The 23,009-nt window shown below is 51.7% G+C and carries 22 protein-coding genes, 2 tRNA genes and 4 other RNA genes; 14 read left to right on the top strand and 14 right to left on the bottom strand.

All coding sequences use genetic code 11. The features are described 5' to 3' along the window. Positions 1 to 25 precede the first annotated feature (25 nt). A complete protein-coding gene (yciA, locus tag C3F35_RS21690) occupies positions 26 to 421 on the top strand; it encodes an acyl-CoA thioester hydrolase YciA (RefSeq protein ID WP_032611243.1) in 396 nt (131 codons plus the stop codon). 43 nt (positions 422 to 464) lie between these two features. Here the strand turns inward: yciA and tonB are convergent, their stop codons facing one another. Next, complete coding sequence (gene tonB, locus C3F35_RS21685; protein WP_103793342.1) at positions 465 to 1,208, bottom strand: TonB system transport protein TonB; 744 nt, start codon at positions 1,206 to 1,208, stop codon at positions 465 to 467. Positions 1,209 to 1,429: 221 nt separating this feature from the next. Between tonB and C3F35_RS21680 the strand changes: the two genes are divergently transcribed. Then, positions 1,430 to 1,726 (top strand): YciI family protein, encoded by a 297-nt coding sequence (locus C3F35_RS21680; RefSeq protein WP_032611245.1) that lies wholly within the window; start codon positions 1,430 to 1,432, stop codon positions 1,724 to 1,726. A 35-nt stretch (positions 1,727 to 1,761) separates the two neighbouring features. Here the strand turns inward: C3F35_RS21680 and leuE are convergent, their stop codons facing one another. Further along, entirely contained in the window at positions 1,762 to 2,397 is a 636-nt protein-coding gene (gene leuE / locus C3F35_RS21675; protein ID WP_032611246.1) for a leucine efflux protein LeuE, read from the bottom strand. 70 nt (positions 2,398 to 2,467) lie between these two features. Further along, complete coding sequence (locus tag C3F35_RS26735) at positions 2,468 to 2,641, bottom strand: YciY family protein (RefSeq protein WP_098946243.1); 174 nt, start codon at positions 2,639 to 2,641, stop codon at positions 2,468 to 2,470. Between the two features lie 142 nt (positions 2,642 to 2,783). Here C3F35_RS26735 and cls point away from each other — a divergent pair, with 142 nt between their 5' ends. Together cls and C3F35_RS21665 are read left to right on the top strand one after the other, a co-directional pair. Next, positions 2,784 to 4,244 carry a cardiolipin synthase gene (gene cls / locus C3F35_RS21670; RefSeq protein WP_032611248.1) on the top strand — a complete coding sequence of 487 codons (1,461 nt, stop codon included), beginning with the start codon at positions 2,784 to 2,786 and terminating at the stop codon, positions 4,242 to 4,244. Positions 4,245 to 4,281: 37 nt separating this feature from the next. Then, the gene (locus C3F35_RS21665; protein WP_032611249.1) at positions 4,282 to 4,611 is read left to right on the top strand and encodes an HI1450 family dsDNA-mimic protein; all 330 of its coding nucleotides are present in this window, start codon (positions 4,282 to 4,284) and stop codon (positions 4,609 to 4,611) included. 58 nt (positions 4,612 to 4,669) lie between these two features. Here the strand turns inward: C3F35_RS21665 and oppF are convergent, their stop codons facing one another. The 6 genes from oppF to C3F35_RS21630 all read right to left on the bottom strand — a co-directional run bounded on the left by oppF (position 4,670) and on the right by C3F35_RS21630 (position 11,675). Beyond that, positions 4,670 to 5,674, bottom strand: a complete 1,005-nt coding sequence (gene oppF / locus C3F35_RS21660; protein ID WP_032611251.1) for a murein tripeptide/oligopeptide ABC transporter ATP-binding protein OppF — start codon at positions 5,672 to 5,674, stop codon at positions 4,670 to 4,672. Beyond that, entirely contained in the window at positions 5,671 to 6,684 is a 1,014-nt protein-coding gene (locus C3F35_RS21655) for an ABC transporter ATP-binding protein (protein ID WP_059307703.1), read from the bottom strand. The genes oppF and C3F35_RS21655 overlap by 4 nt, the downstream gene beginning before the upstream one ends. 11 nt (positions 6,685 to 6,695) lie before the next feature. Further along, a complete protein-coding gene (oppC, locus tag C3F35_RS21650) occupies positions 6,696 to 7,604 on the bottom strand; it encodes an oligopeptide ABC transporter permease OppC (RefSeq protein WP_032611264.1) in 909 nt (302 codons plus the stop codon). Positions 7,605 to 7,618: 14 nt separating this feature from the next. After that, positions 7,619 to 8,539: an oligopeptide ABC transporter permease OppB gene (gene oppB, locus C3F35_RS21645; RefSeq protein ID WP_032611266.1), complete on the bottom strand. Its 921-nt coding sequence runs from the start codon at positions 8,537 to 8,539 to the stop codon at positions 7,619 to 7,621. 85 nt (positions 8,540 to 8,624) lie between these two features. Further along, positions 8,625 to 10,256 (bottom strand): oligopeptide ABC transporter substrate-binding protein OppA, encoded by a 1,632-nt coding sequence (gene oppA, locus C3F35_RS21640; protein WP_059307702.1) that lies wholly within the window; start codon positions 10,254 to 10,256, stop codon positions 8,625 to 8,627. Between the two features lie 771 nt (positions 10,257 to 11,027). Then, complete coding sequence (locus C3F35_RS21630; RefSeq protein ID WP_032611269.1) at positions 11,028 to 11,675, bottom strand: YchE family NAAT transporter; 648 nt, start codon at positions 11,673 to 11,675, stop codon at positions 11,028 to 11,030. 477 nt (positions 11,676 to 12,152) lie between these two features. On the opposite strand from C3F35_RS21630, the gene adhE reads away from it, so the two are divergent. Continuing rightward, the gene (adhE, locus tag C3F35_RS21625) at positions 12,153 to 14,837 is read left to right on the top strand and encodes a bifunctional acetaldehyde-CoA/alcohol dehydrogenase (RefSeq protein ID WP_032611273.1); all 2,685 of its coding nucleotides are present in this window, start codon (positions 12,153 to 12,155) and stop codon (positions 14,835 to 14,837) included. Between the two features lie 85 nt (positions 14,838 to 14,922). Here the strand turns inward: adhE and tdk are convergent, their stop codons facing one another. Beyond that, positions 14,923 to 15,537, bottom strand: coding sequence for a thymidine kinase (gene tdk / locus C3F35_RS21620; protein ID WP_032611276.1), 615 nt, complete (start codon positions 15,535 to 15,537; stop codon positions 14,923 to 14,925). Positions 15,538 to 16,086: 549 nt separating this feature from the next. Here tdk and hns point away from each other — a divergent pair. Further along, complete coding sequence (hns, locus tag C3F35_RS21615) at positions 16,087 to 16,500, top strand: histone-like nucleoid-structuring protein H-NS (protein ID WP_032611278.1); 414 nt, start codon at positions 16,087 to 16,089, stop codon at positions 16,498 to 16,500. Positions 16,501 to 16,705: 205 nt separating this feature from the next. On the opposite strand, the gene galU is transcribed toward hns, so the two are convergent. The 3 genes from galU to rssA form a co-directional block, all read right to left on the bottom strand. Continuing rightward, a complete protein-coding gene (galU, locus tag C3F35_RS21610) occupies positions 16,706 to 17,614 on the bottom strand; it encodes a UTP--glucose-1-phosphate uridylyltransferase GalU (protein ID WP_059307701.1) in 909 nt (302 codons plus the stop codon). 200 nt (positions 17,615 to 17,814) lie between these two features. Continuing rightward, the gene (rssB, locus tag C3F35_RS21605; protein ID WP_032611283.1) at positions 17,815 to 18,828 is read right to left on the bottom strand and encodes a two-component system response regulator RssB; all 1,014 of its coding nucleotides are present in this window, start codon (positions 18,826 to 18,828) and stop codon (positions 17,815 to 17,817) included. Positions 18,829 to 18,920: 92 nt separating this feature from the next. Continuing rightward, entirely contained in the window at positions 18,921 to 19,823 is a 903-nt protein-coding gene (gene rssA, locus C3F35_RS21600) for a patatin-like phospholipase RssA (protein WP_103793301.1), read from the bottom strand. A 114-nt stretch (positions 19,824 to 19,937) separates the two neighbouring features. Between rssA and C3F35_RS21595 the strand changes: the two genes are divergently transcribed. The 8 genes from C3F35_RS21595 (at position 19,938) to C3F35_RS21560 (ending at position 22,349) form a co-directional block, all read left to right on the top strand. After that, complete coding sequence (locus C3F35_RS21595) at positions 19,938 to 20,396, top strand: YchJ family protein (protein WP_071886439.1); 459 nt, start codon at positions 19,938 to 19,940, stop codon at positions 20,394 to 20,396. 46 nt (positions 20,397 to 20,442) lie between these two features. Beyond that, the gene (purU, locus tag C3F35_RS21590; protein ID WP_032611289.1) at positions 20,443 to 21,285 is read left to right on the top strand and encodes a formyltetrahydrofolate deformylase; all 843 of its coding nucleotides are present in this window, start codon (positions 20,443 to 20,445) and stop codon (positions 21,283 to 21,285) included. Positions 21,286 to 21,441: 156 nt separating this feature from the next. Continuing rightward, positions 21,442 to 21,526, top strand: a tRNA-Tyr gene (locus tag C3F35_RS21585). A 43-nt stretch (positions 21,527 to 21,569) separates the two neighbouring features. Further along, a non-coding RNA gene (locus C3F35_RS21580) (RtT sRNA) lies at positions 21,570 to 21,701 on the top strand. 34 nt (positions 21,702 to 21,735) lie between these two features. Then, positions 21,736 to 21,820 (top strand) — tRNA-Tyr (locus tag C3F35_RS21575). Positions 21,821 to 21,865: 45 nt separating this feature from the next. Beyond that, positions 21,866 to 21,996: non-coding RNA, RtT sRNA (locus tag C3F35_RS21570), on the top strand. A gap of 46 nt (positions 21,997 to 22,042) precedes the next feature. Then, a non-coding RNA gene (locus C3F35_RS21565) (RtT sRNA) lies at positions 22,043 to 22,173 on the top strand. A 46-nt stretch (positions 22,174 to 22,219) separates the two neighbouring features. After that, a non-coding RNA gene (locus C3F35_RS21560) (RtT sRNA) lies at positions 22,220 to 22,349 on the top strand. A gap of 130 nt (positions 22,350 to 22,479) precedes the next feature. Here C3F35_RS21560 and C3F35_RS21555 read toward each other — a convergent pair. Continuing rightward, positions 22,480 to 22,923, bottom strand: a complete 444-nt coding sequence (locus tag C3F35_RS21555) for an Lrp/AsnC family transcriptional regulator (protein WP_059307699.1) — start codon at positions 22,921 to 22,923, stop codon at positions 22,480 to 22,482. Positions 22,924 to 23,009: the final 86 nt, after the last annotated feature.

Here is a 23,009-nt window from a genome sequence, read left to right as displayed (position 1 = left end):
CACTTCGTTATAAGCTGAGAAAATAATGACAACACAAGACGCCCCGCAGGGCGAACTGGTCTTACGTACGCTGGCAATGCCTGCCGATACCAATGCGAACGGTGACATTTTTGGCGGCTGGCTGATGTCGCAAATGGATATGGGTGGGGCCATCCTCGCCAAAGAAATTGCTCAGGGCCGCGTGGTGACGGTCCGGGTCGACGGCATGACTTTTCTGCGCCCTGTCGCGGTTGGGGACGTGGTGTGCTGCTACGCGCGATGCGTAAAGCGTGGGAATACCTCGGTGTCGATCAACATCGAAGTGTGGGTAAAAAAGGTCTCCTCTGAGCCTATCGGCCAGCGTTACAAAGCGACCGAAGCGCTGTTTATCTATGTCGCGGTGGATAACGACGGGAAACCACGTCCATTGCCTCAGGCCTGACATTCAGGCCGAAAAAAAGCCTCCATCTGGAGGCTTTTTTATTTTATTCCATCTGTGCCCCGCCGTTGAGGCGGAAGACGATATTCACGATCAGCCCGCGGCCTGGCTTACCGGGTTCGTAACGCCATTTGCGCATTGCGGTTTTCACGTCCCGCTCAAACATATTCGATGGCTGCGCGGAAAGGATTTCGACATTATCCACCCGTCCGTCTGCGGTCACGTCAAACTTCACGCGAACACGCCCTTCGATGCGTAAAGCCTGCGCACGCGCCGGGTAGACCGGCTGGTTACGGCTCAGCGCACGTGGGCCGGAAGGGGCCGTCACAACGGGCTTCGCGGTGGCCGGGGACGAGTTCATCACCGGGCGAGCCGGGGCCGCTCTCTCAACCGGCTGGGTGGTGCGAGGCTCGACCGGACGCTCTTGACGCTTCGGACGCTCTTCCACTTTTTTCTCCGGTTTTGGTTTTGGTTTCGGCTTCGGTTTTGGCTTAGGCTTCGGCTCCGGTTTATGGATCACCACAGGCGCTTCTTTAGGGGGTTCAGGAACGATTTCTGGTTCCGGTTCCGGCTCGGGTTCTGCAACAGGCTCTGGTTCTGGTGGTGGCGCAACCTGTACAGGCTCCAGCTCTGCAGGCGTTACCATGGTCACAGAAATCGGCTGCGCGGGCGCTGGCATTTCAATAACCTGATGTACCGATGTGTAAAGCAGACCCGCCACGACGGCTCCATGAATTCCGACAGACAACAGCGTCGGCCAGGGAAAGCGGCGAGGGAGTTCAAGGGTCATTGAAGTCATAATCGTTTCAGTTAAAAAGCCAGGCCCTGATTTTAAATGCAAATAGCAATCATATTCAATAAGGCAGTTACACTTCGCCCGAATTAACCGTCCAACAGGCGAAAAAAGGCACGTAGTGAGCAGGGTTTTAACAATGTCGCTATCTTTGCATTGCAGTCCCCTGCACTTTCACATAACGTAATTCCTACTTTTATTGGCTAAGGAGCTTTGCCGTGCTTTATGTGATTTTTGCTGCAGATGTTGCTGATTCTCTGGAAAAACGCCTCTCCGTGCGTCCTGCCCATCTGGCGCGCTTACAACTGCTGCATGACGAAGGCAGATTGCTGACCGCCGGGCCAATGCCTGCCGTCGACAGCAACGATCCGGGTGCGGCAGGCTTTACCGGCTCGACGGTGATTGCCGAGTTCGAATCGCTGGAAGCGGCACAGGCCTGGGCGCAGGACGATCCGTACGTGGCAGCTGGCGTGTATGATAACGTCGTGGTGAAGCCCTTTAAAAAAGTTTTCTAGGATAAAAAAAGGCTCCTTACAAGGAGCCTTTTTTGTTAGTGCAGCGATGCCAGCCGCGCCGCGAACCCGACAAATAACAAACCTATCAATCCATTCCCCAGCTTCGCCAGTTTCTTTTTTGTCTTGAGGTAGCGGGTGACAAACGCCCCGGAGAAAATCAGGAAGCTCATATAGATAAAGCTGATGATCTCCAGCGTGACCGCGAGGATCATAAACGCCACGCCGGTGTTATTAGCCTGAACGTCAATAAACTGCACAAAGAACGAAACATAAAACAGGATCGCTTTCGGGTTGGTCATACTCAGCACCAGCGAGCGTTTCATAATGGTTTTTGCCGGCTCGATACCGCCCGCTTCGCCTTGTTGTTTATGTTTGATAACCGACCAGAGCATCTTGCCGCCCAACCATAATAAATAGAACGCCCCAAGATAGCGGACAATATTGAACAGCACAGGGGTAGTCTGAATAAGCGCCGCCACACCTGCCCACGCAAGAAACATCAGCACCGCATCACCAATAAACACGCCGCTGGCCGCCAGATAGCCCTTCTTCACGCCATGACCAATACCGGTTTTTAAGACAAACAGCGTATTCGGCCCTGGAACCAGAACAATGAAAATGGCCCCGACAACGTAGGTCCAAAAATTAAGCACACCGAAATCCGCAAACATTTCATCCTCCTTTTCGAAACAGCGAATAAATAAAAAACATCGGGCACCTCTGAGGGTGCCCTTGTGTCATTCAGTAATCCTGAACGGCGAACAGTAACGCATTGCGATGACGGTTCATACTGCATTTTCTGATGGCGTGGATACGCATATTACGGCGGGATTGTGCTTCCAGCCAACGCGCTTTGCGACGACCTGTCTGTCGCAACATGCGCCAGCGCCCTACTTCTGTTCTACTGCGCTTCATGTTAACAACTCTTACTAAAACAGAGCGCTCATTATAGACCCTTGCCTGCGGCAAACCAGTGCTTTTATCTGGCGTTTTTATTTGCCAGAAATATCCTGACGCGTAAACTCTTAACAATACGCTTTCAAAAGGATTTTTTATTATGACAACCTTCTACACCGTGGTGAGTTGGCTGCTCATTCTGGGATACTGGCTGCTCATCGCAGGTGTAACATTACGCATCCTGATGAAGCGCCGAGCCGTTCCCTCCGCCATGGCATGGCTGTTGATCATTTTTATCCTGCCGCTTGTGGGTATTATTGCGTATCTCTCCTTTGGTGAGCTTCATCTCGGTAAACGCCGGGCGGAGCGCGCCCGCGCCATGTGGCCCTCCACCGCAAAATGGCTCAACGATCTCAAATCCTGCAAACATATCTTTGCCGAAGAGAACAGCGACGTCGCCGCCTCCCTGTTTCAGCTCTGCGAGCGCCGCCAGGGTATTGCCGGGGTGAAAGGCAATCAACTTCAGCTGATGACCACCTCCGATGACGTGATGAATGCGCTGATCCGCGACATTCAGCTAGCGCGCCATAACATCGAGATGGTGTTTTACATCTGGCAGCCGGGCGGCATGGCCGATCAGGTTGCTGAGTCTCTGATGGCCGCCGCGCGCCGGGGCATTCACTGCCGTCTGATGCTCGACTCCGCCGGTAGCGTGACCTTTTTCCGCAGCAACTGGGCGTCGATGATGCGCAACGCCGGGGTGGAGGTGGTCGAAGCCTTAAAAGTGAATCTGCTGCGTGTGTTCCTGCGCAGGATGGATCTGCGCCAGCACCGCAAAATGGTACTAATCGACAACTACATCGCCTATACCGGCAGCATGAACATGGTGGATCCGCGCTTCTTTAAACAGGACGCTGGCGTGGGCCAGTGGGTCGATCTGATGGCCCGTATGGAAGGCCCGGTCGCGACCGCGATGGGCGTGGTCTACTCCTGCGACTGGGAGATCGAAACCGGTAAACGCATTCTGCCCCCGCCGCCTGATGCCAATATCATGCCGTTTGAGCAAGCCAGCGGGCATACGATTCACACCATTGCCTCCGGCCCCGGTTTCCCGGAAGACCTTATCCACCAGGCGCTGCTCACTGCGGCCTATTCCGCCCGTGAATACCTGATCATGACCACCCCCTACTTTGTGCCGAGCGACGATCTGCTGCACGCCATCTGTACCGCCGCCCAGCGCGGGGTTGATGTCAGCATTATTCTGCCGCGCAAAAACGATTCGGTGCTGGTAGGCTGGGCCAGCCGGGCCTTCTTCAGCGAGCTGCTGGCCGCCGGGGTAAAGATCTATCAGTTTGAAGGTGGGCTGCTGCACACCAAAAGCGTGCTGGTGGATGGCGAACTCAGTCTTGTGGGGACGGTTAACCTCGATATGCGCAGTCTGTGGCTCAATTTTGAGATCACCCTGGTCATCGATGACGCCGGATTTGGCGGGGATTTAGCCGCGGTACAGGATGACTATATCTCGCGCTCGCGCCTGCTGGACGCGCGTTTGTGGGTGAAAAGGCCGCTGTGGCAGCGAATTACCGAACGACTGTTTTACTTCTTTAGTCCGTTGCTGTAAAACGTGCCCAACCAACGATGTTTAACAGGTAGTCATCATGGAAATGGATCTGAACAATCGCCTGACCGAAGACGAAACGCTCGAGCAGGCTTACGATATCTTTCTTGAACTGGCCGTCGATAATCTCGACCCGGCAGATGTCATTCTCTTTAATCTGCAGTTTGAGGAGCGCGGCGGTGCCGAGCTGTTCGACCCGTCTGAAGACTGGGCTGAGCATGTGGATTATGACCTGAACCCTGACTTCTTCGCTGAAGTCGTCATTGGTCTGGCCGATACCGACGGCGGTGAGATTAACGACATCTTTGCCCGCGTCCTGCTGTGTCGCGAGAAAGACCACAAGCTGTGCCACATTCTTTGGCGGGAATAACATCTGCCGCGAATAAAAAAGGCTGCGAATGCAGCCTTTTTTATTACATGTTAACCACTCAGAGCGGGTCGACCTTCAGACAGGAGACCGCATGGCGGAAGCTGCCTTCCAGTACCGGACGGGTTTTCGCGCATTCCGGGCCGGCCATCGGGCAACGGGTACGGAATACGCAGCCGGACGGCGGATTGATCGGCGACGGCAGTTCCCCTTCCAGAAGCTGAATAGTTTTATTCTTCTCCAGATCGGGATCCGGGACCGGCACCGCAGACATCAAGGCTTTGGTATAAGGGTGCAGTGGGTTGTGGTACACCTCATCATAGGTGCCCAGCTCTACCGCATGGCCGAGATACATCACCAGCACGCGATCGGAGATGTGCTTCACCACCGCCAGATCGTGAGCGATAAAGATCAACGACAGCCCCATCTCACGCTGCAGTTTTTGCAGCAGGTTAACCACCTGCGCCTGGATAGATACGTCCAGCGCCGAGACCGGTTCATCACAGATAATCAGTTTTGGCTCGAGGATCAGCGCGCGGGCAATCCCGATACGCTGGCACTGGCCGCCTGAGAACTCGTGCGGGTAACGGTTGATGAGGTTTGGCAGCAGCCCCACTTTCATCATCATCGCCTTCACGCGATCGCGCACTTCGGTACGCGGCATTTTCGGATGATAGGTGCGCAGCGGCTCGGCGATGATTTCGCCAATGGTCATGCGCGGGTTCAGGGAGGCCAGCGGATCCTGGAAAATCATCTGAATGTCGCTGCGCACGTCGCGCCACTCGTCAGGCTTCATCCCCAACAGATCTTTACCCAGCCAGGCCACTTTGCCGTCTGTGGCTTTGACCAGCCCGATAATCGCACGGGCAAAGGTGGATTTACCGCAGCCCGACTCGCCCACCACGCCGAGCGTCTCCCCTTCGTACAGACGCAGGGTTACGCCATCCACGGCTTTCAGGGTTTTTGCCGGCTGCCAGAACCACTGCTTGCCATCTTTAATGTCAAAGTGGACTTTCAGATCCGCGATTTCGAGCAGGACGTTACGTTTTTCGTCAATGACAGTCATACCAGCTCCTCGTACGGCTTAAAGCAGGCACGCAGACGGCCTGGGGCAAACTCTTCCAGCGGTGGCGCGCTGTTGCAGATCTCCATCGCGTGTGGACAACGCGGCTGGAACGGACAGCCTTTTGGCAGACGCAGCAGGTTTGGCGGGTTGCCCGGAATAGTCAGCAGCGACTCGCCTTCCGCATCAAGACGCGGTACGGCATTCAGCAGGCCGATAGAGTACGGGTGCGCCGGGTGGTAGAACACATCCCGCGCTTTTCCGTACTCCATGGTGCGGCCAGCATACATTACCAGCACTTTATCGCAGATGCCGGCCACTACGCCCAAATCGTGGGTAATCATAATGATCGCCGTATTGAACTCGCGCTTCAGCTCGTTCAACAGGGTCATGATTTGCGCCTGAACGGTAACGTCCAGCGCGGTGGTTGGCTCATCGGCTATCAGCAGTTTTGGTCTGCACAGCAGCGCCATGGCGATCATAACGCGCTGGCGCATACCGCCAGAGAACTCATGCGGGAACATGCGCATACGCTTACGCGCTTCTGGCATTTTCACCGCATCGAGCATTTTGACCGACTCTTCAAAGGCTTCGGCTTTGCTCAACCCCTTATGCAGCATCAGGACTTCCATCAGCTGCTCGCCGACGCGCATGTACGGGTTCAGGGAGGTCATCGGATCCTGGAAAATCATCGAGATCTGCTCGGCACGCAGCTTGTTCAGCTCGTTTTCCGGCAGGTTAAGGATCTGTTTGCCGTTAAAGGTGGCAGACCCTCCGATGACGCCATTTTGCGCCAGCAGGCCCATCAGCGCAAAAGCGGTCTGGGATTTACCGGAACCGGACTCACCCACGATACCCAGCGTTTCACCGGCCCGCAGACTGAAGTTGAGATCGTTTACGGCGGTCACATCGCCATCCGGCGTTTTAAAGGTGACGCGCAGATCTTTCACATCCAGCAGAGCATTGCCCTGCTGATGCATTTGTGGCGCAGATGCCGTTTCAATAATGGTCATGGCGGCGCTCCTTAACGGTCTTTCGGGTCGAGGGCATCACGCAGGCCATCGCCGATAAAGTTGAAACAAAACAGTGTCACGACCAGGAAACCTGCCGGGAACAGCAGCAGCCACGGTGAAACTTCCATTGAGTTCGCGCCATCGCTCAGCAGCGCACCCCAGCTACTCAGTGGCTCCTGGGTACCCAGACCGAGGAAGCTGAGGAAGGATTCAAACAGGATCATACTTGGCACCAGCAGGGAGGCATAGACCACCACCACACCCAGTACGTTCGGCACGATATGACGCACCACGATATTGCCGGTAGAGACCCCACCCACCTGCGCTGCTTCGATAAACTCTTTGCGCTTCAGGCTCAGGGTCTGACCACGCACGATACGCGCCATATCCAGCCAGGAGACCATGCCGATGGCAACGAAGATCAGCAGGATATTCTGACCGAAGAAGGTCACCAGCAGGATCACGAAGAACATGAACGGGAAGGAGTTGAGGATCTCAAGGATACGCATCATCACTGAGTCCACTTTACCGCCGAGATAGCCTGAGAGCGATCCGTACAGCGTACCCAGAATCACTGCCACGAAGGCTGCGGCGATCCCCACCATCAATGAGATACGTCCACCGATGGCCACACGGACCAGCAGGTCACGCCCGGAGGAGTCGGTACCGAAATAGTGACCCGATTCGCTATCCGGCGCGCTGGACATCATGCCCCAGTCGGTATCGAAGTAGGTGAACTGCGACAGCATAGGTGCAAAGGTCACGAACAGAGCGATAATCACCAGCACAATCAGGCTGGCAACCGCCGCACGGTTGTGCATAAAGCGACGGCGGGCATCCTGCCAGAGACTGCGTCCTTCGACTTCCAGTTTTTCACTGAAGTTTTCCAGCGCCTCGCTGTTTTTCTTACTTAACATCATGGCGAGCTCCAGTGTCAGTAGCGGATTTTCGGATCGATAACGGCATACAGCACGTCAACAATCGCGTTAAAGAAAATGGTCAGCGCACCGACGAGAATGGTCAGACTCAGTACCAGTGAGTAGTCGCGGTTCAGGGCACCGTTAACAAACAGCTGACCGATACCTGGCAGACCATAAATGGTTTCGATAACCATTGAACCGGTAATGATACCGACGAACGCCGGGCCTAAATAAGAGAGAACCGGCAATAACGCAGGTTTTAATGCATGACGGAAAATAATCCGACGCATCGGCAGCCCTTTTGCGCGCGCGGTACGAATGAAGTTAGAGTGCAGGACTTCAATCATCGAACCACGGGTGATACGCGCGATGCTGGCGATATAGGCCAGTGATAAGGCCACCATCGGCAGGATCATGTACTGCAGTGCCCCACCGTTCCAGCCACCGCCGGGCAGCCATTTCAGGGTGATGGCAAATATCATCACCAGTAAGGGCGCGACGACAAAACTCGGTATGACGACACCGGTCATTGCCACCCCCATAACGGCATAATCCCATTTGGTATTTTGATTCAGCGCGGCAATGACGCCCGCCGTAACGCCAAGAATAACGGCCAGTAAAAATGCCGCGGCGCCTAATTTAGCCGAAACGGGGAAGCTGGAAGCCACCAAATCGTTTACGGAATAATCTTTATATTTAAATGACGGTCCAAAATCGCCATGCGCCAGCTGCTTCAGATAATTGAAATACTGGGTGGAGATCGGATCGTTTAAATGATATTTCGCTTCAATATTCGCCATCACTTCTGGCGGCAGCGTACGTTCACCGGTAAATGGACTGCCCGGCGCGAGACGCATCATAAAGAACGAGATCGTTATAAGAATAAAAAGCGTTGGGATCGCTTCAAGACAGCGACGTAGGATAAATTTCAACATTGCCCGTACCTTCTGGCGTGTGCCTATATAGTATTACGATGAGTAGACACCGTGGGGCGAGCATCGCCCGCCCCACTCATTGCCATTAATGCTTGATAATATACAAGTTTTTGACGTAGATATTATCCATCGGGTCTTTACCGGTATAACCACCCACCCACGGTTTCACCAGACGGGCGTTCACGTAGTAGTAGACCGGGACGATTGCAGAGTCTTTATCGAGCTGCTGTTCAGCTTTCGAATACAGCTCAGCGCGCTGCGCTTCGTCCGTGACTTTCAGGGTATCGCCGATCAGCTTATCGAACTCTGCGCTCTTATAGTGTGCAGTGTTGTTCGAGCTGTCGCTCAGCATGGTATTCAGGAAGGAGGTCGGTTCGTTATAGTCCGCACACCAGCCTGCACGCGCCACATCAAAGGTGCCCTGATGACGGCTGTCCAGGAAGGTTTTCCACTCCTGGTTTTCCAGCTTCACGTTCGCACCCAGGTTTTTCTTCCAGATGGAGGAGACGGCGATAGCCAGTTTTTTATGCAGATCGGAGGTGTTATACAGCAGGCTAAAGGTCAACGGCTTGTCAGCGGTATAACCGGCTTCGGCCAGCAGTTTCTTCGCTTCTTCGTTACGTTTTTCCTGTGACCAGCCGAACCACTCTGGCTGAGTGAGTTTTGCACCATCGGTGTACGGTGGGGTGTAGCTATAGGCTGGCAGGTCGCCCTGGTTTTTCACTTTGTTCACGATGATATCGCGATCCAGTGCCAGCTTCAGTGCGGTACGCACGCGAACGTCGGTGAATGGCGCTTTCTGGTTGTTGATTTCATAGTAATAAGTACACAGATACGGGTCAACGTGTACTTCAGCCGGGATCTCTTTTTTCAGTTTCTGGAACAGTTCGATCGGCATGTTGTTATAGGTCATGTCGATTTCGCCGCTGCGGTAGCGGTTAACGTCAGTCACTTCAGACGAGATTGGCAGGTAGGTAACCTGGTTGATAACGGTCTTCGCGTTATCCCAGTAGTTGGTGTTACGCTCCAGATCGATACGTTCGTTAACAACCCAGGCTTTCAGCTTATAGGCGCCGTTAGTAACGATATTGGCAGGCTGGGTCCACTTCTCACCGAATTTTTCAACCGCGGCTTTAGGCACCGGGGAAACGGACGGGTGTACCAACAGTTTGTAGAAATAAGGTACTGGCTCGCTCAGGGTGACTTCGAAGGTATTGTCATCGATCGCTTTTACGCCGAGGTCGGTAATCGGTTTTTTGCCGGTGATGATGTCATCGATATTGGCGATGTGGCCATACTGCAGATAGCTCGCGTACGGAGAGGCGGTGTTTGGATCCGCCAGGCGCTGCCAGCTATAAACGAAATCTTGTGCGGTAACCGGGGAACCATCAGACCATTTTGCGTCTTTACGCAGGTGGAAGGTCCAGACTTTAAAATCTTTGTTTTCCCATTTTTCGGCAACCCCGGCAACCGGGTGGCCGTCTACGTCAGTAACCAGCAGACCTTCGAACAGGTCGCGGTTAACGTTAGACTCCGGTACACCTTCAATTTTGTGCGGATCCAGAGACTGAACCTCAGCACCGTTGTTACGCACCAGCGTTTGCTTCTCCGCCAGTTGAACCCCAGCAGGTACGTCAGCAGCCATTGCAACGTTGCCCGCGATTAGCGCAGTTAGAATTCCCGCCGCGACCAGACTTTTTTTTGTGATGATGGACATTGTGTTGATACTCCACTCTTTATAATTACTGGTTTTTACCAGCCTGTTTAATTCCCCTTTTTGGGGTTCCCTGACAACGTAGGAGTTTATGCTGCTGTCAGGCGTTTTTACTTCTCGCTATCACCGACTTTACTATTACTAACGGCTCGTCTGGCCGCCTTGCGTCGATTCTTAACAGACTTCCCCTGTCGAAGCCTGTCTTAATTCTTTTAGATCAGAACCGTTAATGAAAAAGATTCTCATCTAATAGATTTCTGCGAAAAATATAAGGCCGGAAAGTATCAAATGGTTTTCTCGGGTGCCAATACATTTTGCAAATTTGTTAACCAATTCTCTTTTACGGGAGATACCGTTACTCGGTGGGCTACCCTGCCGCGCATCGAAAGCGGAAAAAAGCTTCACTATTCAATGGGATGTAGAAGGTTTACTCGACGATGGCGTCGCTGTGCTGAAGACGAAGCGTTGTTTGTACAAAAAATTAACAACTGTCTATTATTTAGCACATTCATCTAAATCATTTACCAAATTACTAATATCATCTCAGTTATCTCGCAGCAAGCCCCAGAGTATCGTGTGAGTAAAATAACAGTGATATTGCGTGGATTGTGTACAGCGCGATACAGGTAGGGTTGGCAAGTCGTTGATAGTTAACAAAACAAAATTATTAGCAAAATTTATTATAGTTAACGCGTTTTTCAACTTTCATTATATGATTTGCTAATATTGACAAAAAAACGGCGCCCTCTGGCGCCGCTCTTTCGTTTGAAAATGTTAATTCAATAACCCGGGGAAAATTGATTTCAGCCCGGTAACAATAAATTCAATCCCCAGCGCCATCAGCAGCAGCCCCATAATACGGGTGATCACGTTAATGCCGGTCTGGCCAAGCAGTCGTACCAGCCAGGGGGCAATACGGAATACGCCCCAACAGCAGAACGCAAACAGCGCAATGGCAATCGAGAAGCCAATAAGGTGCATCAGGTTATGGTAGCGCGTTCCCCAGACGATAGTGGAACTGATGGCACCCGGCCCCGCCATTAAAGGCAAGGCCAGCGGCACCACACCGATACTTTCACGAATAGCGGTCTCTGATTTTTCTTGCTTGTTTTGTTTATCCTCTCCCAGCTTGCCGCTAATCATCGACATCGCGATTGTCACCACCAGGATCCCCCCGGCAATACGGAACGAATCAATAGAGATGCCAAAAATCTGCAATATAGAGTCGCCAAGATAGAGAGAGGTCAGCAGGATGATCGCCACCGACAGGTTTGCCGTCAGGTTGGTCTTATTCCTGGCCAGCGCGGTTTGATAGCTGGTCATGCTAATAAAGACGGGAATGATGCCCACCGGATTGACCAGCGCGAAAAGCCCGATAAAAAACTTGAAATAGGTTGGTAAATCAAAGAGCGATAGGCTCACAGTTAGCTCCGCTGATAAGCAAGACTCAAGACAACGTTATGGCAACGCCAATAACCGCGCAGAAGATACGCTTTTTATGCATGTACTTCACGACAATATTGCAAATTATAGTGATTTGACGCTGTAAAATATTTGTGTACTAAATGCATACCTGTAGTTCAATTGCTTTTGCAATTATTTAACATCTTTGGCAATGCCCCAAAATACCCCTGCTGAAAGGTATCAGCTTATGGATAAATTGATACAGATCATGTTTTCCGTACTCAGAAGTGAGTAATCTTGATGACGCCACCACGGAGATTCAGTATCTGAACGTAGGCTACTGATGGGAGGCTCTTTTAGTAAATCAGGGGTAAGATAAAAACGTTAACACCTTGTTTTTATGTAAGTTAAGCAAGTGACAGAGGCGCTGACTATACTGTTTCCGTGTCGAGCAGCTGATTTACTAAAAGAGTTTAACATTATCAGGAGAGCATTATGGCTGTTACTAATGTCGCTGAACTTAACGCACTTGTAGAGCGCGTAAAAAAAGCCCAGCGTGAATATGCCAATTTCACCCAAGAACAGGTTGATAAAATCTTCCGCGCCGCCGCTCTGGCTGCTGCAGATGCTCGAATTCCTCTCGCTAAATTAGCCGTTGCCGAATCCGGTATGGGTATCGTTGAAGATAAAGTGATTAAAAACCACTTTGCTTCAGAGTATATCTACAACGCCTATAAAGATGAGAAGACTTGTGGCGTCCTGTCTGAAGATGACACTTTCGGTACTATCACTATCGCTGAGCCAATCGGCATCATCTGCGGTATCGTTCCAACAACCAACCCAACTTCTACTGCTATCTTCAAATCGCTCATCAGCCTGAAGACGCGTAACGCAATCATTTTCTCTCCACATCCACGTGCTAAAGATGCGACCAATAAAGCGGCCGATATCGTTCTGCAAGCCGCGATCGCTGCAGGCGCACCAAAGGACCTGATCGGCTGGATCGATCAACCTTCTGTGGAGCTGTCTAACGCACTGATGCACCATCCTGACATTAACCTGATCCTTGCGACAGGTGGTCCAGGCATGGTTAAAGCTGCTTATAGCTCCGGTAAACCGGCTATCGGCGTAGGTGCAGGTAACACCCCAGTAGTTATCGACGAAACTGCCGATATCAAACGTGCTGTGGCATCCGTACTGATGTCTAAAACCTTCGATAACGGCGTTATCTGTGCTTCAGAGCAGTCCGTTGTGGTTGTGGACTCGGTATACGATGCGGTCCGCGAACGTTTCGCCAGCCACGGCGGCTACATGCTGCAGGGCCAGGAACTCAAAGCCGTTCAGGACATCATTCTGAAAAATGGCGCACTGAACGCCGCCATCGTTGGTCAGCCAGCTTACAAAATTGCTGAACTGGCAGGCTTCACCGTTCCGGCTAGCACCAAGATCCTGATCGGCGAAGTGTCTGTGGTTGACGAGAGCGAGCCGTTTGCTCACGAAAAACTGTCACCAACGCTGGCAATGTACCGCGCCAAAGATTTCGACGACGCCGTTGTTAAAGCGGAGAAACTGGTCGCCATGGGTGGTATCGGTCATACCTCCTGCCTGTACACTGACCAGGATAACCAGCCTGAGCGTGTGGCGCACTTCGGCCAGATGATGAAAACTGCACGTATCCTGATCAACACCCCTGCTTCTCAGGGTGGTATCGGTGATCTGTATAACTTTAAACTCGCGCCTTCCCTGACTCTGGGTTGTGGTTCATGGGGTGGTAACTCCATCTCTGAAAACGTTGGTCCTAAGCACCTGATCAACAAGAAAACCGTTGCTAAGCGAGCTGAAAACATGTTGTGGCATAAACTTCCGAAATCTATCTACTTCCGTCGTGGCTCTCTGCCAATCGCGCTGGATGAAGTGATTACTGATGGCCACAAACGTGCGCTCATCGTCACTGACCGTTTCCTGTTCAACAACGGCTACGCAGACCAGATCACCTCTGTTCTGAAAGCCGCGGGCGTGGAAACTGAAGTGTTCTTCGAAGTTGAAGCTGACCCAACCCTTTCTGTTGTACGCAAAGGCGCAGAGCTGGCGAACTCCTTCAAACCAGACGTGATCATCGCGCTGGGCGGCGGCTCCCCAATGGATGCAGCCAAAATCATGTGGGTTATGTACGAGCATCCAGAAACGCACTTCGAAGAACTGGCGCTGCGCTTTATGGATATCCGTAAACGTATCTACAAGTTCCCGAAAATGGGCGTGAAAGCGAAAATGATCGCCGTCACCACCACATCCGGTACCGGTTCTGAAGTAACGCCGTTTGCGGTTGTAACCGACGATGCAACCGGTCAGAAATACCCACTGGCAGACTATGCCCTGACCCCAGATATGGCGATTGTTGATGCCAACCTGGTCATGGACATGCCGAAATCACTCTGCGCATTCGGTGGTCTGGATGCGGTAACTCACGCCCTGGAAGCTTACGTTTCTGTTCTGGCGTCTGAGTTCTCTGACGGCCAGGCTCTGCAGGCACTTAAGCTGCTGAAAGAGAACCTGCCAGCGTCTTATAACGAAGGCTCTAAGAACCCGGTTGCCCGTGAGCGAGTGCACAGTGCTGCTACCATCGCCGGTATCGCGTTTGCTAACGCCTTCCTGGGTGTGTGTCACTCCATGGCGCACAAGCTGGGTTCTCAGTTCCACATTCCTCACGGTCTGGCGAACGCCCTGCTTATCTCTAACGTTATCCGTTATAACGCTAACGACAACCCGACCAAGCAGACTGCATTCAGCCAGTATGACCGTCCACAGGCTCGTCGTCGCTATGCAGAAATCGCTGATCACCTGGGCCTGAGCGCACCTGGTGACCGCACTGCGGCGAAGATCGAGAAGCTGCTGGGCTGGCTGGATAGCATCAAAGCTGAACTGGGTATTCCTAAGTCTATTCGCGAAGCTGGTGTTCAGGAAGCTGACTTCCTGGCACACGTAGACAAGCTGTCTGAAGATGCATTTGATGACCAGTGTACTGGTGCGAACCCGCGCTACCCACTGATCGCCGAGCTGAAACAGATCCTGCTGGATACCTACTACGGCCGTGAATACTCTGAAGGCGTAGCTGCACCAGCGGCACAACCTGCAGTAGTCGCGTCAGTTAAAGCGGATAAGAAAGCGAAGAAAAGCGCTTAATTAATCGCTAAATAAAAAACCCGCCTTGGCGGGTTTTTTTATGTCTGTTATTCAGGAAAGAACAGAGGGCGCAGAAATAGCGGGGTTAACGACGGCAGGCATCCTGAATGGCCGTCAGGGAGCCTACAACCAGCGCCTCTTTATAATGCTTACGACACACGGAGACATAGCGTTCATTACCGCCAATCACCACCTGTTCGCCTTCTGCATAAGGTTTACCAGCCTGATCCAGGCGCAGCACCATACTCGCTTTACGGCCGCAGAAACAGATGGTTTTCAATTCAACCAGTTTATCTGACCAGGCCAGTAAATACTGGCTGCCAATAAAGAGTTCGCCACGAAAATCAGTACGCAGGCCGTAACAAAGCACCGGAATATCCAGCTCGTCCACCACTTCTGATAACTCATGAACCTGCTGACGGGTTAAAAACTGACTCTCATCCACCAGAACACAATGTACAGGCTGTCTGGCAACCTCTGCGCGGATCTCTTCCAGCAGATTGGTTTGCGGGTTATATAGCTTGGCCGGTGAGGAGAGACCAATTCGCGAGCTAACCTTTCCGCTACCAAAACGGTCATCTATCTCTGCGGTGTAAACCAGGGTCTGCATACCGCGCTCCTGGTAATTGTACGAGGATTGCAGTAATGCGGTCGACTTACCTGCGTTCATTGCTGAGTAGTAGAAATACAGTTGTGCCATTGGCCGTTAAACCCTAATCATTGTGTATTATTACCGATGCGCGATTGTACCATATTTTGTCTGGTCTTCCGTGCTGTAGCGCGCTTTGCGGGCGATGTGACGCATTTTTATCACGTGCAGGATATACACCAGGCGGTGTGAAGAGAGTGTAAGAGCATGAATTGAAGTACAGTATTAAAAACGGTAAGTTCAGGAAAATCCTATTATTTTAATGGCGTGACCGGGCCAAAAATGAAGCAGGAATAATTAGCAATTTCAGCGAGCAGTTGTCTTTTCAACACTAATACAAAAGGTTGATATTTATCCGGAGTAAGAATAATCGCGAACAAAATTGCCCCTCAAAAAAGAGTTCACCGTCAGGTTTACAACGCATCTTTTGATAACGTGGTCCTCATTTCACCCTTAGAATTTAAGTTAGCGGTATTAATAATAGAGACAAATATTAGGTGTTTTTTGAATTCCTTACATTCTGGCCTATTGCATATATGAATTTATGCCTCTATTATTACTTCAACAAACCCCCCACATTATAAGTTTGAGATTACTACAATGAGCGAAGCACTTAAAATTCTGAACAACATCCGTACTCTTCGTGCCCAGGCGAGAGAATGTACTCTGGAAACGCTGGAAGAAATGCTGGAAAAATTAGAAGTTGTTGTTAATGAGCGTCGTGAAGAAGAAAACGCCGCAGCAGCTGAAATCGAAGAACGTACACGTAAACTGCAGCAATATCGTGAAATGCTGATTGCTGATGGTATTGATCCAAACGAATTGCTGAACAGCATGGCTGCCGCTAAAACAGGCACCAAAGCTAAACGCGCTGCACGTCCGGCTAAATATAGCTACATCGATGAGAATGGCGAATCTAAAACCTGGACCGGCCAGGGCCGTACTCCAGCGGTTATCAAAAAAGCCATGGACGAGCAAGGCAAACAACTGGACGACTTCCTGATTAAGGATTAATTCAGCCAGTTGTCCGAAAAATCCCGCTTAATGCGGGATTTTTTATGCCTGTATTTTATACGGTGTGAAATTCCGTTACATGCTGTCATATAAGCGTTAAGCCTTTCTATAAGCTTCTTCCCGCACGTTAAGGCTGGAAAGCCGCATAAAAAAACCGGTGTAGCCAGGCTATCACCGGTTTTTTGCTTAGCGCATCAGCGCCTGGTTAGTTTTTAATGCCCAGCGTCTCTTGCAGCCAGCCTTTAAATTCCTCACCCAGAGACTGGTGGCGAATACCATATTCAACAAAGGCCTGCATATAACCGAGTTTATTACCGCAGTCATGGCTCTTACCTTTCATATGGTAGGCTTCAACGGTCTCTTTCTCGATCAGCATGTCGATGCCATCGGTCAGCTGAATTTCATCGCCAGCACCTGGAGGTGTTTTCGCCAGCAGTGGCCAAATCTCTGCACTCAGGACATAACGCCCTACTACAGCGAGATTAGACGGCGCTACATCGGCTTTTGGCTTCTCAACTACGCCTACCATTGGCACGCTGTCGCCCGGCTTCATGTCCACGCCTTTGCAATCAACCACGCCGTAAGCGGTCACATCTTCAACCGGCTCAACCATGATCTGGCTACTGCCCGTTTCGTCGAAACGTTTAATCATTTCTGCCAGGTTATCCTGGGACAAATCGGATTCGAATTCGTCGAGAATAACGTCCGGTAAAATAACCGCCACTGGCTCGTTACCAACAACCGGATGGGCACACAGCACTGCATGGCCAAGACCTTTTGCCAGACCCTGACGAACCTGCATAATAGTGACGTGCGGTGGGCAAATAGACTGTACTTCTTGCAGAAGCTGACGCTTAACACGTTTTTCCAGCATGGCTTCGAGTTCAAAACTGGTATCGAAATGGTTTTCGATAGAGTTTTTGGATGAATGCGTTACCAGCACAATTTCAGTAATGCCAGCGGCAATACATTCGTTGACCACATACTGGATTAATGGCTTATCAACGAGTGGCAGCATCTCTTTTGGAATTGCCTTCGTTGCTGGCAACATCCTGGTCCCCAACCCGGCAACCGGGATAACGGCCTTTGTCACTTTCGAATTTACGGCAGCCATTGAAACTCTCCTGTACTGTTCATGTTTTGAACTTTAGTCTGCATTAATAACGCGTTCAGTATATCAGCCAGAAGTTGAGGTCCGGGTCTGAAAAGGACGCGCTACCGCTTAATTAGGATAAATACGAAGAAAACGTACACCGATAGTAGCATTGCCGCTGAAACGGCGGTAAAGCTATCTACCGTTTAAATCGCAACTGATTATTCCGTGGACAACATTAAGCGCAACCGCCCTCCCGTCCCCCAAATTTGGCATTGCCATGAGGTGCAGCGGTGGCTTATTTGGTTGAGATACGTATTGCCTAACGTTCCTAACGGAACGCCGTTACTCACCTGAATATGATGTTCGCCAGTATTAAGCGTGGCATTCAGTCCGGCAGAGACCAAAATCAAATTTTTCAGGCCGCTGTGGTAATAACCAACCAGTAACGGAAATTGCCCGGGCAAACTTGCCTGACGCAGCAGTTGGTTTACCTGTTTAAGTAAACTCCCTAACTCTGGCAGGCGTTGTCCCTGATGAGAAAGTTGTTCCTGGAGCAAGCCATTAAACAGGGCGCGTAATAATAATGCCGCCAGCACGCCATTATCCCCCGCGCGGGTAACGTCCAGACAATAAAACGCCAGGTCGTTATCTGAGAGTGGGGCGATATCCAGCACCAGGCCCGGTTGATCGGCGGCCATCAGCTGACGGTAATTAACTTTGCACCCGGAGATGTTCTGTTGCACCGGCGGTTGCAGCTCCTGTAAAAGCTTTGCCGCCGCCGTTGGGTTATTAACCAGTGCATCCCAGTCCTGAAAAAGTCGCTCTTCTTCTTCTACCCGCGAATTAAACATATTGGGGTACAGGCACGCGAGAACAGTTTCACGCAGGCGGTTAAGATCCTTCACCGGCTTGAGCAGGACATCCTGCACGCCCAGACGCAACGCTTTCGCGATGTCCGCCATATTTTCGGTCGCAGAAATGACGAGGATTGGGATCTGGTTTCCCGTATTACGGACATGCTCCACCAGCTTCAGGCCGTTCATACGCGGCATAGCGATATCGCAAATCATTAGATCGGGCTTAAGCCCTGCCATTTTTTCCAGAGCGTCGACTCCATCCCCTGCGAGTGCTGTAGTTGCTCCCAGTGATGAAAGCCACGAATCCAGTAGTGAGCGGAAAACAGGCTCGTCTTCAACTATAAGAATTTGTTTCCCGGCTAATGGCTGTGTCATGGTTTCTCCCGGCGCTGACAATAGATCAATAGTGGCATGCTATCGGTACTATCGCCTGTCAGATTTTGCTGAAGTAATCAAAAAAAGCGTGCTCAGGCAGAAGCCCGCACCAAAGGTAATAATTCATCCATTTTCTTTTCGACTGCCTGCGCACCAGCGGCTATTGCCGCCTCAGCACGATGGAAATCGAGCGTTGCAATTTGTGGACAAAAAGGTTGAATCAATATATCTGGCGGGTCACCCGCCATTCGATTGCGTTTCAGGCGATTTTCCAGCACCTGAATCGATGTCGTCATAATTTCCATCGCGGTAGGTGCTGCGACCCGTTTACGTGTCGCTCCCTTGCTCAGGCGACCACGTAAACGCTCATGCCACGCGAGAGCGTCGAGTGCGCCGTCATCCGTTTGGGTATTTACCGGCATCAGGTCCTGCTGCATCAGATGCGCATCATGCTGGAGATCGACCGCAATCACGATATCGGCCCCCATGGCGCGGGTCAGAGAAATGGGCACAGGATTTACAACACCGCCGTCCACCAGCCAGTAGCCATTGTGCGGAACCGGCGCCATCAGACCCGGCATACTACAGGAAGCGCGAACGGCAAGGTGAATATCGCCTTCGGTGAACCAGATCTCCCGGCCGGTGCTGAGGTTGGTTGCGACCGCACCGAAAGGCATCAGGCAGCTGGAGAATTCGGTCAGCGGCATTACCTGGCGAAAACGGTTAAAGACGCGTTCACCGCGTAATAATCCGCCACGTTGCCAGGAGAGGTCCATCAGGCGAAGGACGTCCCAGTAGCTAAAGGATCGTACCCAGGTTTCCAGCTCGGGGAGTTTGCCACACGAATAGGCGGCCCCTACCAGAGAACCTATTGAGCAGCCTGCGACAAGATCTATTTCGATACCTAAACGTTGTAAGGCATTGATCACACCAATATGCGACCAGCCCCGGGCTGCTCCTGAGCCCAACGCCAGTCCGATTTTTACTTTTCTCATTAGCCCTGTTTAATGTCCCCTGGATTCCTGGCATAGCGTCATTGCAACCGCTCAGTTAACATAGTGCTACCCTGGCGTTACGCGCCATTCATTTTTAATTTCAGGAAGAGCATTGTGTCACAACTCTGTCCCTGCGGTAGCGCTCTGGAGTATAGCCTATGTTGCCAGCGATATCTTACTGGAGAACAGGTTGCACCGGACCCGGCCTCACTTATGCGGTCCCGTTATGCCGCTTTTGTGATGCGGGACGCAGACTACCTGGTTAAGACCTGGCATCCCTCCTGCCATGCTACTGATTTTCGTCAGGAGATCGAGTCCGGCTTTGCGAATACGCAGTGGTCCGGCCTGACTCAATACGAAACGGCAACGGGTAAGGATGAGAACGAAGGGTTCGTCAGTTTTGTTGCCCGTTTTACCGAGCATGGTAAGGCAGGTGCCATCATCGAACGCTCACGTTTCTTAAAGGAGGGTGGACGGTGGTACTATATTGACGGTACGCGTCCACAGTTCGGTCGTAATGACCCCTGCCCCTGTGGTTCGGGTAAAAAATTTAAAAAGTGTTGCGGGCAATAAGGCCTGACGACACCTTTTCAGCAAACACGCAAAGGATTTTCCGGCAATGCAATCAACACAACGCAAAGTGCTGCGCACCATTTGTCCCGACCAGAAAGGGCTGATCGCCCGTATTACCAATATTTGCTATAAGCATGAACTGAACATCGTGCAGAACAACGAGTTTGTTGATCACCGTACCGGTCGCTTCTTTATGCGTACCGAGCTGGAAGGCATTTTCAACGACGCGACGCTACTGGCCGATCTGGACGGCGCGCTGCCAGAAGGATCTGTGCGCGAGCTGACCCCAGCCGGTCGTCGCCGGGTGGTAATCCTGGTCACCAAAGAGGCGCACTGCCTTGGCGATCTGCTGATGAAAGCTAACTATGGCGGTCTGGATGTGGAGATCGCCGCGGTCATCGGCAATCATGAGACGCTGCGCACCCTGGTCGAGCGCTTTGATATTCCGTTTGAGCTGGTCAGCCACGAAGGGCATACCCGCGAAGAGCATGACAATTTAATGGCGCAGGCCATCGAAGCGCATAACCCGGATTACGTGGTGCTGGCGAAATACATGCGTGTCCTGACGCCATCCTTCGTGGCCCGGTTCCCAAACAAGATCATCAATATTCACCACTCGTTCCTGCCGGCTTTCATCGGCGCGCGCCCTTATCACCAGGCTTACGAGCGCGGCGTGAAGATCATCGGCGCTACGGCCCACTACGTGAATGACAACCTGGATGAAGGTCCAATCATCATGCAGGACGTGATTCATGTCGATCACACCTACACGGCAGAAGATATGATGCGTGCCGGACGCGACGTTGAAAAAAATGTCTTAAGCCGTGCGCTGTATCAGGTGCTGGCGCAGCGTGTCTTTGTCTACGGTAACAGAACGATTATTCTTTAATCCTTTATAAAATGAATTGATTAGCTTTACGTCTTTGTGCGTAAAAAGCAGGCAAACGATTCAATTTAGCAAAGGAAGTCTTTACAGGGGCGTGTCATTTGATATGATGCGCCCCGCTTCCCGCAAGGAAGCAGGCCAGTAAAAGCATTACCCCGTGGTGGGGTTCCCGAGCGGCCAAAGGGAGCAGACTGTAAATCTGCCGTCATCGACTTCGAAGGTTCGAATCCTTCCCCCACCACCATTATTCACCACAGCGATGTGGTAACACCGATGAGATGTAGCAAAGTTTGCACTTATCGGGAAGGGTGAGAACCTTCGATTAAGGTTCGAGTCGAGCGTAAGCGAGACAACGTTGCCAAAGGCAACGGCCCGAAGGGTGAGGAACGAAGTGACGAATAATCCTTCCCCCACCACCATCTCCAGTAATACCTCAAAATATGAATTACCCCTGGTGGGGTTCCCGAGCGGCCAAAGGGAGCAGACTGTAAATCTGCCGTCATCGACTTCGAAGGTTCGAATCCTTCCCCCACCACCATCACTTTCAGATTGCTTTAAACTCTCTTTTCGCACCATGCCTCATACTCTTCCGATGCAGGGAAGGATGAGAAGCTTCGACTAAGGTTCGATTCGAGCGTAGAGAGAAAGCGTTGCCGCAGGCAACGACCCGAAGGGTGAGGAGCGACGCGACGAATTATCCTTCCCCCACCACCATCACTTCCAGATTAATCAAGATTTCCTGTTCGCACCATGCCTCATACATCCTCCAATGCAGGGAAGGATGAGAAGCTTCGACTAAGGTTCGATTCGAGCGTAGCGAGAAAGCGTTGCCGCAGGCAACGACCCGAAGGGTGAGGAGCAAAGCGACGAATTATCCTTCCCCCACCACCATCACTTCCAGATTAATCAAGATTTCCTGTTCGTACCATGCCTCATACATCTTCCGATGCAGGGAAGGATGAGAAGCTTCGACTAAGGTTCGATTCGAGCGTAGCGAGAAAGCGTTGCCGCAGGCAACAGCCCGAAGGGTGAGGAGCAAAGCGACGAATTATCCTTCCCCACCACCATCACTTTCAGATTGCTTTAAACTCCATATTCGCTCCACCTCACAACAGTTACAAAATAATCGCACCCTGGTCGCTTGCCACGTCAGGCAACGCCGTCACCCGGCATGATAGCTGCACCCCAGGTAAATCCCTACAACGGCGGCAGCCGACGCGAGACCGGGGAACTCTTAACAATCGAGGTATTACACTGGGCATGTTCTGCCAGTCCATCCAGCAATGAATCCAGCTGCTCTATTGAGCGCACCACCAGTCTGATGACAAAACAGTCCTCGCCGGTCACTTTGTCACTTTCTATGCACTCCGGCATCGCCTGGATATAGTTATCTACCTTATGTAATAACCCCGGCAACGGCCGCACGCGCACCATCGCCTGCAGGGTATACCCTAACGCCGCCAGGTTCACCCGGGCGCCATATCCCTGGATGACGCCCCGCTCTTCCAGCCTTTTAAGCCGCTCTGCCGTACTGGGTGAAGTCAGCCCAACCCGCCCGCTCAGCACCTTCAGCGACATCCGCGCGTCCTCCACAAGGCAGGCCAGAATCTGGCGGTCGATCTCATCGATAAGGTAATCCATAACATTCACCTAATTTATAAAAGCAAATCACTCTTACCACCTTAATTCAGCGCTGTTAAACCGCACGCTTTTTTTCAACAATAAAA

This window comes from Leclercia sp. LSNIH3, from assembly GCF_002935105.1.
Lineage (GTDB): Bacteria > Pseudomonadota > Gammaproteobacteria > Enterobacterales > Enterobacteriaceae > Enterobacter > Enterobacter adecarboxylatus.
Note: the sequence above shows the minus strand (reverse complement) of the source record. Positions and strands in the feature narration are given on the sequence as shown.